Source organism: Mycobacterium kyogaense, from assembly GCF_036946525.1.
In the GTDB taxonomy this organism is placed as follows: domain Bacteria; phylum Actinomycetota; class Actinomycetes; order Mycobacteriales; family Mycobacteriaceae; genus Mycobacterium; species Mycobacterium kyogaense_A.
The window spans coordinates 32,892-46,404 of record NZ_JAQIIY010000017.1 but is presented as its reverse complement, the minus strand read 5'-3'; the positions used below and the strand labels follow the sequence as shown (position 1 = coordinate 46,404).

The 13,513-nt window shown below is 68.7% G+C and carries 11 protein-coding genes and 1 tRNA gene; 5 read left to right on the top strand and 7 right to left on the bottom strand.

Going from position 1 to position 13,513, the window contains the following annotated elements; genetic code table 11:
* The first annotated feature begins 15 nt into the window (after positions 1–15).
* Both PGN37_RS15130 and PGN37_RS15125 read left to right on the top strand, forming a co-directional pair.
* On the top strand, positions 16–720 hold the full coding sequence (locus tag PGN37_RS15130) for a glycosyltransferase family 2 protein (RefSeq protein WP_335331840.1): 705 nt from the start codon (positions 16–18) through the stop codon (positions 718–720).
* A complete protein-coding gene (locus PGN37_RS15125; protein ID WP_335331839.1) occupies positions 717–1,076 on the top strand; it encodes a DUF2304 domain-containing protein in 360 nt (119 codons plus the stop codon). The genes PGN37_RS15130 and PGN37_RS15125 overlap by 4 nt, the downstream gene beginning before the upstream one ends.
* Here PGN37_RS15125 and PGN37_RS15120 read toward each other — a convergent pair.
* Positions 1,055–1,993, bottom strand: a complete 939-nt coding sequence (locus tag PGN37_RS15120; RefSeq protein ID WP_335331838.1) for a GDP-mannose 4,6-dehydratase — start codon at positions 1,991–1,993, stop codon at positions 1,055–1,057. The two genes, PGN37_RS15125 and PGN37_RS15120, sit on opposite strands and share 22 nt — an antisense overlap.
* Before the next feature lie 59 nt (positions 1,994–2,052).
* Here PGN37_RS15120 and PGN37_RS15115 point away from each other — a divergent pair, with 59 nt between their 5' ends.
* Entirely contained in the window at positions 2,053–3,801 is a 1,749-nt protein-coding gene (locus tag PGN37_RS15115; RefSeq protein ID WP_335331837.1) for a hypothetical protein, read from the top strand.
* Positions 3,802–3,820: 19 nt separating this feature from the next.
* Here PGN37_RS15115 and PGN37_RS15110 read toward each other — a convergent pair whose 3' ends face one another.
* From PGN37_RS15110 to PGN37_RS15100, 3 genes are read right to left on the bottom strand one after another with little or no spacing between them, the layout of a single operon-like run.
* The gene (locus PGN37_RS15110; protein WP_335331836.1) at positions 3,821–4,627 is read right to left on the bottom strand and encodes a carbon-nitrogen hydrolase family protein; all 807 of its coding nucleotides are present in this window, start codon (positions 4,625–4,627) and stop codon (positions 3,821–3,823) included.
* Positions 4,624–5,967: an MFS transporter gene (locus PGN37_RS15105; protein WP_335331835.1), complete on the bottom strand. Its 1,344-nt coding sequence runs from the start codon at positions 5,965–5,967 to the stop codon at positions 4,624–4,626. Before PGN37_RS15105 ends, PGN37_RS15110 begins: the two co-directional genes overlap by 4 nt.
* The gene (locus PGN37_RS15100; protein ID WP_335331834.1) at positions 5,964–6,740 is read right to left on the bottom strand and encodes an HpcH/HpaI aldolase family protein; all 777 of its coding nucleotides are present in this window, start codon (positions 6,738–6,740) and stop codon (positions 5,964–5,966) included. The genes PGN37_RS15105 and PGN37_RS15100 overlap by 4 nt, the downstream gene beginning before the upstream one ends.
* Positions 6,741–6,861: 121 nt before the next feature.
* Here PGN37_RS15100 and PGN37_RS15095 point away from each other — a divergent pair, with 121 nt between their 5' ends.
* Complete coding sequence (locus PGN37_RS15095; RefSeq protein WP_335331833.1) at positions 6,862–7,521, top strand: GntR family transcriptional regulator; 660 nt, start codon at positions 6,862–6,864, stop codon at positions 7,519–7,521.
* 30 nt (positions 7,522–7,551) lie between these two features.
* On the opposite strand, the gene PGN37_RS15090 is transcribed toward PGN37_RS15095, so the two are convergent.
* A tRNA-Thr gene (locus PGN37_RS15090) sits at positions 7,552–7,627 on the bottom strand.
* Positions 7,628–7,692: 65 nt separating this feature from the next.
* Entirely contained in the window at positions 7,693–8,919 is a 1,227-nt protein-coding gene (locus tag PGN37_RS15085; protein ID WP_335331832.1) for a DNA polymerase III subunit delta', read from the bottom strand.
* A 49-nt stretch (positions 8,920–8,968) separates the two neighbouring features.
* On the opposite strand from PGN37_RS15085, the gene PGN37_RS15080 reads away from it, so the two are divergent.
* Positions 8,969–10,606 (top strand): adenylate/guanylate cyclase domain-containing protein, encoded by a 1,638-nt coding sequence (locus PGN37_RS15080; protein WP_335331831.1) that lies wholly within the window; start codon positions 8,969–8,971, stop codon positions 10,604–10,606.
* Here PGN37_RS15080 and topA read toward each other — a convergent pair whose 3' ends face one another.
* A complete protein-coding gene (gene topA / locus PGN37_RS15075) occupies positions 10,607–13,423 on the bottom strand; it encodes a type I DNA topoisomerase (RefSeq protein WP_335331830.1) in 2,817 nt (938 codons plus the stop codon).
* Positions 13,424–13,513: the final 90 nt, after the last annotated feature.

Genomic DNA, 13,513 nt, shown 5'->3' with positions numbered 1-13,513 from the left:
ACTTTGTTGCCCATCATGTCCCCGGACACCTCCGACCAGCGCCGCGACGTGTGGATCGTGATCCCCGCCTATCGCGAGGCAACCGTGATCGAGGACGTCATCGGTGAGGTGCGCGCGGTGTTCGCCAACGTGGTCTGCGTCGACGACGGCAGCACCGACGGCACCGGGGACGCCGCGCTGCGCGCCGGCGCACACGTCATCACCCACCCGGTCAATCTCGGGCAGGGCGCGGCCATCCAGACCGGTGTCGAGTACGCCCGCGCGCGTCCCGAGGCCGCCCTGTTCGCGACATTCGACGCCGACGGGCAGCACCGCGTCGACGACGTCGTCTCGATGATCGACCACCTGCGCGCCGTCGAGGTCGACCTGGTCGTCGGGAGCCGCTTCGCCGGCGGACCGACCCAGACCCCTCCGCTCAAGCGGCTGATCCTGCGGAGCGCGGCCATCCTGAGCCGCCGCAACCGCAGCCTCGGTCTGACCGACGCCCACAACGGGCTGCGGGTGTTCAACCGGCGCGTCGCCGACGAACTCGACCTGACCATCAGCGGTATGGGCCACGCCGGCGAGTTCATCGCACTCGCGCACGAAAACGGTTGGCGGGTGGCCGAAGTGCCGGTCGACATCCGGTACACCGACTATTCGAAAGCCAAGGGCCAACCGTTGCTGAACGGGGTCAACATCGTCTTCGACGGTCTGCTGCGCAGGAGGACCACCCGATGAACTGGATACAGGTCCTGCTGATCGCGTCGGTGCTGGTGCTGCTGGTGTACCTGCTGCGCTCACGCTCCAGCGCCCGGTCCAAGGCGTGGGTGAAGGTCGGTTACGTGCTGTTCGTGATCGCCGGCATCTACGCGATCCTGCGCCCCGACGACACCACCGTCGTCGCGAACTGGCTGGGCGTGGACCGCGGCACCGATCTGCTGGAGTACGTGCTGATCATCGCGTTCGCGTTCACGACGCTCTCGACGTACATGCGGTTCAAGGACATCGAGCTCAAGTACACCCGGCTGGCCCGCGCGGTGGCTCTGCAGAACGCCCGCGAGCCGGACGGCGGTCAGACCTCGTTGCGGAAGTAGTCCACGGTGCGGGCGACGCCGTCGCTGAGCCGGACCTGCGGTTGCCAGCCGAGCACCTCGCCGGCGCGGCTGTTATCCAGGCAGGACCGGCGCACGTCGCCCAGGCGCGGCGGGTGGAACTCCGGCTCGTCGGATGTGCCTGCGGCCCCGGCAATCTCGGAGTGCAGCTGCCGAGTCGAGGTCTCCACACCGGTGCCGATGTTGAACCGCTGCCCACTTCCGGCCTCGCCGCCGGCACGCACGAACGCGTCGACGACGTCGTCGACGAACACGTAGTCGCGGGTGTCGCTGCCGTCGCCGAAGATCTTCGTCGGCCGTCCCGCGAGCAGCGCCCGCGAGAAGATCGCGACGACACCGGCCTCACCGTGCGGATCCTGGCGCGGCCCGTACACGTTCGCGGGTGCGATGTGGCTGCAGTCCAGGCCGTACAGGTTGCGGAACATGCCGAAGTACACCTCGCCGCAGACCTTGCTGGCCGCATACGGCGACGCCGGGTCGAGGGGGTTGCTCTCGTCGGTGGGATAGCGGGGCGTGGCGCCGTAGACGGACCCACCCGACGAGGTGTGCACGACCTTGCGGACGCCGCCGAGGCGCGCCGCCTCGGCGAGGCGGACCGTTCCGACGACGTTCACGCTGGAATCGAACACCGGCTCGGTGACCGAACGGCTGACCGAGATCTGGGCGGCCAGGTGGAAGACGACCTCCGGCTTGACGTCGGCCACCAGCGCCACCAGGTCGGCGTCGACGATGTCGGCTTTGACGAAATCGAAGGTGTCGTGGCGCTCGGCCGGGCCCAGGTTCTCGCTGCGGCCCGAGGTCAGATCGTCGACACCGACCACCGAGTGGCCCTCGGCCAACAACCTGTCGACCAGCGTCGATCCGATGAAACCGGCAGCCCCGGTGACCAGTGTGCGCACCGGGCCACCATACCGGCGGCGGCCCCGGATGCCGCGCATCACCTACAGTCGCAGTCGTCATGAGATGGGTCGCCCGCACTGCCGTCGCCCTCATCGCGCTGCATCTGGCCGTGCGCGCGGTGCTCGCGTTCGGCGGTTACTTCTACTGGGACGACCTGATCCTCGTCGGCCGCGCCGGCACTCAGCCGCTGCTCTCGCCGGGATACCTGTTCGACGACCACGACGGGCACGTCATGCCCGGCGCGTTCCTGGTGGCCGGGCTCATCACGCGAATCGCACCGCTGGACTGGATCGGCCCGGCGATCAGCCTGGTGGTGCTGGCGCTGGTGGCGTCGCTGGCATTGCTGCGCGCGCTGCACGTGATCCTGGGCTGGCGTCCGGCGCTGTTGCTCCCGTTGACGTTCGCGCTGTTCACCCCGCTGGCGGTGCCGAGCTTCGCGTGGTGGGCGGCCGGGTTGAACTCGCTGCCGATGCTCGCCGCGATGGCATGGGTGTGCGCCGATGCGATCCAGTTGGTGCGCACCGGTTCCCGCCGCTTCGCGGTGCCCGGCACGGCGGCATTCTTCGGTGGCCTGCTGTTCTTCGAGAAGGCGGCCATCATCCCGTTCACGGCGTTCGCGATCGCCGCGGTGTACGGCCACGTGACCTCCTCGGCGAGCGTCGCGCAGGTGTGGCGCCGCGGCCGACCCCTGTGGCTGGCGTGCCTGGCGCTGACCGCCGCCTGGGTGGGCGTCTACCTCGCGGTGGTGGACCAGCAGCGCTGGAGTTTCGATCTCGCGATGACGTGGGATCTGCTGTGGCGCTCCGTGACCCACGGCATCGTGCCCGGTCTGGTGGGCGGCCCGTGGCAGTGGCAGCGGTGGGCGCCGGCCTCGCCGTGGGCCACCCCGCCGGTGGCCGTGATGGTGCTCGGCTGGGTCGCGCTGGCCGCTGTGGTGGCGGTGACGGTGGCGCGGCGGCGGCGCACTGGTGTGGTGTGGGCGGTCGCGCTGGGCTACGCGGTGGCCTGCCAGGTCCCCATCTATCTGATGCGGTCCTCGCGCTTCACCGCGCTGGAACTCGCGCAGACCCTGCGCTATCTACCCGACCTCGTTGTCGTGCTGACACTGCTCGCCGCGATCGGGCTGCTGGCACCGGCCCGCCGACCCTCTGCTCCGTGGCTACGGCCCGTGGTTGCCTGCGCGACAACACTTGTCGTGGCCAGCAGCCTCTATTCGACGTCGACGTTCCTGACCAGCTGGCGCGACAATCCGACGAAGGCGTACCTGCTCAACGCCCGCGCCGGGCTGGCTGCCGCAGCGGCCACCTCTAGCGCGCCGATGCTGGACCAGGAGGTCGATCCGCTGGTGCTGCAGCGGGTGGCGTCGCCGGAGAACCTGACGTCGCACATGTTCGCGTTGGTACCCGATCGCCCTGAGTTCAGCTCCACGACAACAGATCTGAGGATGCTCGACTCCTCGGGCCGGCTGGTCGAGGCCGTCGTCACGTGGGTGCGCAGCATCCGTCCCGGCCCCGATCCCCGATGCGGGTACCTCGCGCAACCCGATCTTCCCGTCCGCATGCCACTCGACGGGCCACTGCTGCCGGCTGACTGGACCGTGGAGCTGAATTACCTTGCCAATTCCGATGGTTCGATGCAGGTTCGGCTCAGCGAGGGCGACGAGGTCAAAGTGCCGGTGCGGCCAGGACTGAACCGGGTGTTCGTCCGGCTGCCCGGAGCGGGCGATGCGATCACCGTGCACGCCAACACCGCGGCGCTGTCGGTGTGCGTGGCCGCGGGACCCGTCGGGTTCCTCGCGCCCCGCTGAGGGTTCAGCGTTCGACCCCTCAGCGTTCGACGACCGTGAACCGGCGAAGCGCCAACGCCGGGTTCTTCGCGCGGACCTGCTCGATACGCGCCGGGCTCAGCGCCGCGGACACCACCCCGGCTTCCTCGCCGAGGGAGGCCAGCAGCACACCCATCGGGTCGACGATCATGCTGTTACCGGCGCCGTGGGCGCCGCACTGGTCGGCGGCCGCGACGTAGATGGTGTTCTCGATCGCCCGGGCACGCACCAGCGTGGTCCAGTGGTTCTCCTTCAGCGGGCCGGGCACCCATTCCGCGGGGATCAGCACGGCGTCGGCGCCGGCGTCGACCAGACGCCGGGTCGCCTCGGGAAAGCGCAGGTCATAGCAGGTCTGCATGCCGAAGGTGAGCGCGCCGACGCGGAACGTCTCGGGCGTGCCGATCGCTCCGGCGCGCACGAAGCTGGATTCCGTGTAGCCGAACGCGTCGTAGAGGTGCAGCTTGCGGTAGGTGGCCGCGACCTTGCCGCCGTCGTCGACGGCAAGCAGAGTGTTGTGGATCTGATCTGCGCTGTCGGTGGTCTCGTTGATGCCCGCGACGAGCGTCACGCCCTCACGGCGGGCGAGGTCCTGCAGCGCCGTCACGAACGGGCCGTCCAGCGACTCGGCCGAGGCGAGGAACCTCTCGTCCATGGCGGGTGCGGTGAACATCGCGTACTCGGGGAACACGACGAGGTTCGCGCCCTGTGCCACCGCGTCGGTGACGTAGCTGGTGACGGCCTCGAGGTTGGCGTCCTTGTCCTCACCGGGCGCGAACTGCGCCACGGCAACGGTGACCGACGTCGTCATGAGAACTCCTTGTCTCCCGTCTCGGGCGCGGAGATCCGGTCCATGCGGCCGAGAACTATTGTGTAGCAGAAGATTCCGCCGACCAGGATCACCCCGGTGGCGATGAAGGCCCCCGAGAAGGAGCCGGTGCGGTCGACGACCATACCTGTCACGATAGGCGCCGCGATGCCGATCAGATTGGCGACGAAGTTGACGATGCCCGCCAGCGACCCGGTGTAGCCGTGCGGCGCGATCAGCGACACGATGCTCGAGCCCGCCGGCACCGACACTGCCAGCCCGGCGGCACCGATCGACAGGAAGACCACCGCGACCTCGATCGTGTCGGCGTAGGCGGCACCCGTGACGGCCAGGGACGCCAGCATGCTCGTGACCAACACGATCCGCCGCACCCTGGTGATGTCGCCGGTGCGCCGTGTCCAGCGATCCATCAGAACACCCGCGATCAGGAATTGGGCGATGACCGCGACCAGCCACGGGATCATGCTGTAGATGCCGCCCTTGAGCAGGTTCACCCCGAATTCCTTCTCGAGGTAACCGGGCAGCCACGTCAGGAGTACGTAGTAGGCGTAGGTATAGGAGGCGTAGCCCAACGCCAACCCCCAGGTCTTGCGGCGACGCAGCAGATATCCCACGCCGGCCAGCGAACCTGCGCCGTGGGCGTTCTCGTCCTCGGCCTCACCCGCGCGCAGGTAATCCAGTTCGGCGGTCGACATCTTCCCTTCGGCCACCGCAGCCGCGGGCGAGCGGTACAGCAGCCACCACGCCACCAGGTACACGACGCTCAGCGCACCGGTGAACAGGAACGCGGCATGCCAGCTCCACGTCGAGACGAGGAACGCCATGATCGGAATGCCGACGACGTTGGACAGCTTGGCGCAGCCGTCGAAAATTGAAGTCGCCGTGCCGCGTTCGTGCTTGGGAAACCACTGGCCGATTGCTTTCCAGCCCGCCGGGACCGCGGGCGCCTCCCCGATGCCGAGCAGCAGGCGAGCGACGATCAACAGGCCGAGGCCACCGGCTGCCGCGGACAGGAACGATGCGAGTGCCCACAGCGACACGCCGACGCGGTTGACCCAGGGCACTCCGATCCTGTCGACGATCGTGCCGATGGGCATCTGCAGCATCGCGTAGGTCCACAGGAACGCCGACGCGACGACGCCCATCTGCGCGGCCGAGATGTCGAAGTCGGCCATGATCGCCGGGGTGGCGACCGACAGATTGACGCGGTCGATGTAGTTGACGAACATGCCGGCGCCGAGCAGCCCGCCGATGTACCAGCGGGTGCGGCCGAGACCCGACGGCAGCGCGGCGGCGTCTGCGCCCTCCCGTGTCTCGGTCATGGCGCTGTCCCGGCGAGGCTCGGCACGCGGTCGAGGTCGGCCACCTCGGCATGTGCGGCGCTGAAGCCGGCCAGGAGTGCGCCGTGCTCCATGGTCAGGACCAGCTGATCGGCACCGTTCTCGACTGCGAATCGCTTTTCGGCCGACGACCACGCCGGCAGCAGCCACGGCTTGCCTGCCGCCTTCGCAGCCGCCGCCACCCGGGCCAGATCGTCGAAGTCGCCGTCGTCGCGGGTGTAGGCGCCCCGGCCGCGGCGCAGGGACAGATCCGACGGGCCGATGAAGACTCCGTCGACGGTGTCCAGCGCCAGGATGTCGGAGATCTGCTCGATGGCTCCTGCGTCCTCGATCATCGGGTAGCAGCGGGTTCGGGAGTCCTGGTCACGGACCCAGTCGTCGGTGAAGCCACCGTAGGCCGATGTCCGGCCTCCGGCGAAACTGCGGTCGCCTAGCGGCGGGAACTTGGCGAACGCGGTGACGGCGCGGGCGTGGGCGGCGTTCTCGACGTGCGGGATGGCCACCACGTCGGCGCCGAAATCGAGTGCCTGCTGGATCGGACCGCGTTCGGGGCCGAGCACCTTGGCGATCACCTCGAGACCGATCGCCTTGCACAGCGGGATGAAGTGTTCGAGCGCGGCGAGATCGAAGGTGCCGTGTTCGATGTCCAGCACAGCGGCGCCATACCCGACCTGACGGGCTATCTCAGCGGCGGCGGTGTTCGGTCCGGACAACCACACGGCGTAGCGGCGTTCGGGAGGTGTCGTCGGGAGCATCGGGTCGGTTCTCCTTCCTCGGGACCGCGCTGTGGCGGCCGGCACATTTGACGTACATCTGTTGTATACACACGTATACGTAGTGTGTCCACTAATGTAGACGGCCACGAGGAGGTTGTCGGTGTCGATAACAGTCAGCGAGCCCGGCTCGAATCAGTCCGCGCGGGAGCGTGCCTACGAATGGGTGCGCGACCAGATCATCCGCGGCACCCTGCCCGCGGGCCGGTTTCTCGACGAAGCGTGGATCTCCGAATCCGTGGGTACGTCCCGCACCCCGGTGCGCGAGGCATTCCACCGTCTCCACTCCGAACGGTTCATCGACCTGCTCCCCCGTCGCGGCGCCCAGGTCCGCAGCGTCACCGGCCGCGAACTCGAAGAGGTCTACGCCGCGCGGCGGCTCATCGAAGGCCACGCCGCACGCGCGCTGTGCGCCGCCGGCGCGGGCGCACCCGTCACCCTCCCGGTCCTGGCATCAGCGATCGAGGAAGCCGGCCGCGAGCAGGACTGGTTCACCGTCGCCCAACTGGATCGCGAGTTCCACCGCGCGATCGTCGACGCGCACCGCAACTCGGTGCTGGTCGAACTGTACGACGCGCTGCGTTCACGCCAGCAACGAGTTGCGGTGCGCGCCATGCAGATTCGCCCGCAGCGGGCGCCGGAGATCGACGCTCAGCACCGAGCCATCGTCGCAGCGCTGGCCGATAACGACGTCGACCTGGTCAGCACCCTGCTCGATGAACACCTGCGACCGATTCCGGAGATCATGGCCGCCCTGGGATGACCCCACCGGGGCCGTGGCTGACGCGAAATATGGAGCCGCCTGGGGGAATCGAACCCCCGACCTATTCATTACGAGTGAATCGCTCTACCGACTGAGCTAAGGCGGCCTGGTCGGGCGGGACGAGTCTACGGCAGGGCGTGGCGTCGGCCCAAAACGGTCAGCCACGCACGGTCAGGAACGCAGCGCCTGACCCACCGTGCCGACCATCGCGTCGACGGCGAACTTCGGCTTGACGTTGATCGCCAACGCCTCGCGGCACTCGAGCACCGCCTCGATGCAGCGCAGCAGCGCGGCGGGCGACGCGTGCGCGGCCATCGCGGCCACCTTGTCCGCCATATCGGGGTGGTTCGCCGCGATCGCCGGGGCGCCCGACGACACCAGCAGCGCATCCCGGAAGTACGTGGCGAGGTCGATCAGCGCCCGGTCCAGCGCATCACGAGAGGCGCGCGTCTGGCGGGACTTCTGCCGCTTCTCCAGATCCTTGAGGGCGCCGGCTGCGCCGCGCATGGTGCCGGCCGTGCCCTTTCCCGTGCCGCCGGCACCCAGTGCTGTGCGCAGCTCGTCGGCTTCGGCCTCGTTGCGGTCCCCGGTCAGCGCCTTGGCCTCCGCCTCGGCGGTCAACACCAATTCCTCGGCCGCGGCATATGCCCGCGACGGAGTCGCCGCCTCACGCGCCAGGCTCAATGCCCGTCGACGCCTGTCCCGGGCCTGCTCATCGGTGGCCAACCGCCGCGCCCGGCCAACGTGGCCGCCGCTCACCGACGCCGCCCACGCCGCCTCGGCCTCCGGCAGGCCGTCGCGCTCCACCAGCACCTTGGCGATCGCATCGACCCCCGGGGTGACCAGGGCGATGTGCCGGCACCGCGAACGCAACGTGATCGCGATGTCCTCGGGATCCACCGACGGCGCGCACAGCAGGAACACCGTCGACGGCGGCGGCTCTTCCACTACCTTGAGCAGGGCGTTGGCGGCGCCCTCGGTCAGCCGGTCGGCGTCCTCGATGACCACGATCTGCCACCGGCCGGTACCCGGCCGCCGCGACGCGATCTGCACGATCGTGCGCATCGCGTCGACGCCGATCGACAGCCCCTCGGGGATGATCCTGCGGACATCGGCGTGGGTGCCCGCCATCGTCGTGCTGCACGCGCGGCACTCCCCGCACCCGGGAACACCGTCGGATGTGCATTGCAGCGCTGCCGCGAAACACAATGCCGCCACCGACCGCCCGGACCCCGGCGGACCCGTCATCAGCCACGCATGCGTCATCGTGCCCACGCCGGCTGCCCCCGTTGTAGAAGAGGACATGTGAGCGGAATCACCGCGCGCGGCCCGTGCCGCGGCGGTCAGCTCCGCCTCCACAGCGTCTTGGCCCACAAGACGCGAAAAAACACCCGCCATCGCCGATAACAGTAGTGCTGCGAACCGACACGTCCGTCCCAGAGGCCCCGTGACCGTCAGGTCCGCCCGATACGGTGAACGCGTGGCTGCAGAAGCGATCGAGGTGGGACGAATCCGTGCATTCGTCCGCTGGGTCGCGCGCACCCCGTGGCCGGTGTTCACCCTCGGCATGTTGCAGGCCGACATCATCGGCGCGCTGCTGGTGCTCGGATTCCTGCGATTCGGGTTACCTCCCGAGGACCGCATCCAGCTACAGGACCTGCCCACCTACAACCTGTCGGTCTTCCTGGGCTACCTGTTCGTGTCGTTCACCGTGGCCTCGTACCTGACGCTGCGCATGCTGATCCCGGTGATGCGCTGGCAGCGCCGCGACATGCTGCTCGGCGATCGCGACCCCACCGACACCGAGGTGGCCCGCATGCGGGCGCTGCGGATGCCGTTCTACCGCTCGCTGATCAGCGCCACGAACTGGCTCCTCGGTTCGGTGGTGTTCATCATCGCCAGCTGGCCTGTCGCCAGTAAGTCCGCGCCCGTCGTCGCCGTCGCGACCGGACTGGGCGCCACCGCCACCGCCATCATCGGATACCTGCAGTCAGAGCGGGTGCTGCGGCCCGTGGCGGTCGCCGCGCTGCGCGGTGGCGTGCCCGAAGGCTTCCACGCACCCGGAGTCATCCTGCGGCAGGTGCTGACGTGGGTCTTGTCCACCGGGGTGCCGCTGGTGGCCATCCTGCTCGCCCTGGTGGCGAGCAAGTTCGAGATCCTCACCGCACCAGCCGACCGGGTGATCACCACGATCCTGCTGCTCGCGATCGTCGCGCTGGTGATCGGACTCTCCAGCACCGTGCTGGTCGCGATGTCGATCGCCGACCCACTACGGCAGCTGCGATGGGCGCTCGGCGAGGTGCAACGGGGCAACTACAACGCCCACATGCAGATCTACGACGCCAGCGAGCTCGGCCTGCTGCAGGCCGGCTTCAACGACATGGTGCGCGACCTGGCCGAACGGCAGCGGCTGCGGGACTTGTTCGGCCGCTACGTCGGTGAAGACGTGGCCAGGCGAGCGCTCGAGCGCGGCACCGAGCTGGGCGGCCAGGAGCGCGACGTCGCGGTGCTGTTCGTCGACCTGGTCGGCTCGACGAACCTGGCAGCCACCATGCCCGCTGCCGACGTCGTCAGCCTGCTCAACGACTTCTTCCGCGTGGTCGTCGACACCGTCAACCGGCACGGCGGGTTCGTCAACAAGTTCCAGGGTGACGCCGCGCTGGCGATCTTCGGCGCCCCGATCGAACACCCCGACGCGTCCGGCGCCGCGCTGGCCGCCTCCCGCGAGCTACACGACGAGCTGATCGAGGTGCTGGGCGAAACGGAGTTCGGCATCGGGGTGTCCGCCGGGCGGGCCATCGCCGGCCACATCGGCGCGCAGGCACGCTTCGAGTACACCGTGATCGGCGACCCCGTCAACGAGGCAGCGCGGCTCACCGAGCTGGCCAAACTGGAAAAGGGGCACGTCCTGGCATCGGCCATCGCGGTCAGTGAAGCCCTGGACTCCGAGGCGCTGTGCTGGGACGTCGGCGAGACGGTGAACCTGCGCGGTCGCATCGCCTCGACCCAGCTGGCCCGGCCGGTGGGGCTGGTCAGCCCGCCGGAGGTCGAGGTCCCCGGCGACGTGTCGAAGTCCTCGCGCTGATCAGGCTTTCTTCGCGGCGGCTTTCTTCGCCGCCGTCTTCTTGGCCGGCGTCTTCTTCGCTGCCTTCTTGGCCGGCGCCTTCTTCTTGACCGGTCCCCGGGCACGCCGGTCGGCCAGCAGCTCGGACGCCCGCTCGTCGGTGATCGACGCGACGTCGTCACCCTTGCGCAGGCTGGCGTTGGTCTCACCATCGGTCACATAGGGGCCGAAGCGGCCGTCCTTGATTACCATCGGCTTACCCGAGGCCGCATCGTTGCCCAGTTCCCGCAGCGGCGGGGTCGCCGCACCCTGACGGCCGCGGCGCTTGGGTTCGGCGTAGATCTTCAACGCTTCCTCGAGCGTGATGTCGAACATCTGCTCTTCGGTGGCCAGCGAACGAGAGTCGGTGCCGCGCTTGAGGTATGGCCCGTAGCGACCGTTCTGCGCGGTGATCTCCTCGCCGCTGGCCGGGTCGACGCCCACCACACGCGGCAGCGAGAGCAGCCTCAGCGCATCCTCGAGCGTCACCGTCTCCAGATCCATCGACCGCAGCAGCGATCCGGTACGCGGCTTCGGACCCGTCGGCTTCTTGCCCTTCTTCGCCGTCGTACCAGCGTCCGGATCCTCCGGCGGCTCGGGCAACACCTCGGTGACGTACGGCCCGTAGCGGCCGTCCCGTGCCAGGATCTCGTGCCCCGTCTCCGGATCGACACCCAGCGAACGGCCCTCTTGCGGTGTGGCGAAAAGCTTTTCGGCAAGCTCCAGAGTCAACTCGTCCGGCGTCAGCTCGTCGTTGAGGTTGGCGCGCTGCGGCTTGAGCTCCCCCGGGTTGTCCGGATCGGCCACCATGCGCTCCAGGTACGGGCCGTTGCGGCCGACGCGGACATTGACCGCGCGACCCTCCGCATCGTCGAACAGCTTGATGGAGTTGACAACTCGCGCGTCGATGTCCTCGAGGTTGCCGCCGACCAGCTTCTTCAGACCGCCGGCGCGCGCGATCGAGCCGTCCACGCCGTGCTCGCCGCCGAAGTAGAAGTTGGACAGCCAGTTGGTCCGTCGCTCGTTACCTGCCGCGATCTCGTCGAGCTCGTCTTCCATCGCCGCGGTGAAGTCGTAGTCGACCAGCCGCGCAAAGTGCTGCTCGAGCAGGCCGATGACGGCGAACGCCACCCACGACGGGACCAGCGCGCTGCCCTTCTTGTGGACGTAGCCGCGGTCCTGGATGGTCTTGATGATCGAGCTGTACGTCGACGGCCGACCGATACCCAGGTCTTCCAGGGCCTTGATCAGCGAGGCTTCGGTGTAGCGGGCGGGCGGGCTGGTCGTGTGCCCGTCGGCCGTCAGGTCCTTGGCGTCGACCCGCTGCCCCTGCGTCAGGTTCGGCAGCCGGCTCTCCGCGTCATCAGCCTCACCGCCGGCCTGCTCGTCGAGGCTCTCCACGTAGGCCTTGAGGAAGCCGGCGAACGTGATCGTGCGGCCGCTGGCGTTGAACACGACCTGCTCGCCGCCCCGCGCGGACCCGGCTATGCGCAGGCTCAGCGTGGTGCCGCGCGCGTCGGCCATCTGCGAAGCCACCGTGCGCTGCCAGATCAGCTCGTAGAGCCGGAACTCGTCGGTGTCCAGCGCGGCGTGCAGCTGCCCCGGCGTCTGGAAGACGTCGCCCGCGGGCCGGATGGCCTCGTGTGCTTCCTGGGCGTTCTTCACCTTGCGGGTGTACTGGCGCGGCGACGGGTGCACGTACTCCTCGCCGTAGAGCTGCTGGGCCTGCGTGCGGGCCGCGTTGATGGCCGACTGCGACAGCGTGGTCGAGTCGGTACGCATGTAGGTGATGTAGCCGTTCTCGTACAGCCGCTGGGCGATGCTCATCGTGCGTTCCGATGAGAACCGCAGCTTGCGGCCGGCCTCCTGCTGCAGCGTCGAGGTCATGAACGGCGGATAGGGCCGCCGGGTGTAGGGCTTCTGCTCGACCGAGGCCACCTGCAGCTGCGCCCCCTGCAAGCCAGCTGCCAGCGCATTCGCGGCCGATTCGTCGAGGACGAGCACTTCGTCGGGCTTCTTGAGCCCGCCGAGGGAGTCGAAGTCGCGGCCGGCTGCCACGCGCCGTCCGTCGACGGTGTTGAGCTTGGCCGTGAAGGTGGGTGGCGTGGCCTGCGCGTCAGAGACGCTGGCGTCCAGCTCAGCCGTCACGTCCCAGTAGCCGGCACTGCGGAACGCCATCCGCTCGCGCTCACGCTGGACGATGATGCGGGTCGCGACCGACTGCACGCGACCGGCCGACAGCTTGGGGGCGACCTTCTTCCACAGCACGGGGCTGACCTCGTAGCCGTAGAGGCGGTCGAGGATGCGGCGGGTCTCCTGCGCGTCGACCAGCGAGGTGTCCAGATCGCGGGGATCGTCCGCGGCGGCGCGGATCGCGGGCTCGGTGATCTCGTGGAACACCATGCGCTTGACGGGGACGCGCGGTTTGAGGGTCTCGAGCAGATGCCAGGCGATCGCCTCGCCCTCGCGGTCACCGTCTGTGGCCAGATAGAGCTCGTCGACACCCTTGAGGAGGTCCTTCAGCTCGGCGACCGTGCTCTTCTTCTCCGGGCTGATGATGTAGAGCGGCTCGAAGTTCTCGTCGACGTTGACGCCGAGACGGGCCCACGGCTCCGACTTGTACTTGGCCGGGACGTCCGCGGCGTTACGCGGCAGGTCACGGATGTGTCCACGCGACGATTCGACGATGTAGTTGGACCCGAGATAGCCGGCGATTTTGCGCGCCTTGGTAGGCGACTCGACTATGACGAGCCGCCGCACTCTGCTGTTGGCACCGCGATCGCGGTCTCCGTCAGCCACCTATCCCGTTCACTTTTCGACTCCTACTACTACTTCTTCTCTGCACCGTCGGCGGACTCGCACATCTTTGCGCCACCCCGCCCCGGCAAC

Bases quoted from the DNA above. Each gene is read 5' to 3' on its own strand.
- PGN37_RS15130 (WP_335331840.1), top strand. From the start codon at position 16: ATGTCCCCGGACACCTCCGACCAGCGCCGCGACGTGTGGATCGTGATC.
- PGN37_RS15110 (WP_335331836.1), bottom strand. From the start codon at position 4,627: ATGACGACGTCGGTCACCGTTGCCGTGGCGCAGTTCGCGCCCGGTGAG.
- PGN37_RS15115 (WP_335331837.1), top strand. From the start codon at position 2,053: ATGAGATGGGTCGCCCGCACTGCCGTCGCCCTCATCGCGCTGCATCTG.
- PGN37_RS15085 (WP_335331832.1), bottom strand. From the start codon at position 8,919: ATGGCGGGTGTTTTTTCGCGTCTTGTGGGCCAAGACGCTGTGGAGGCG.
- PGN37_RS15100 (WP_335331834.1), bottom strand. From the start codon at position 6,740: ATGCTCCCGACGACACCTCCCGAACGCCGCTACGCCGTGTGGTTGTCC.
- PGN37_RS15125 (WP_335331839.1), top strand. From the start codon at position 717: ATGAACTGGATACAGGTCCTGCTGATCGCGTCGGTGCTGGTGCTGCTG.
- PGN37_RS15105 (WP_335331835.1), bottom strand. From the start codon at position 5,967: ATGACCGAGACACGGGAGGGCGCAGACGCCGCCGCGCTGCCGTCGGGT.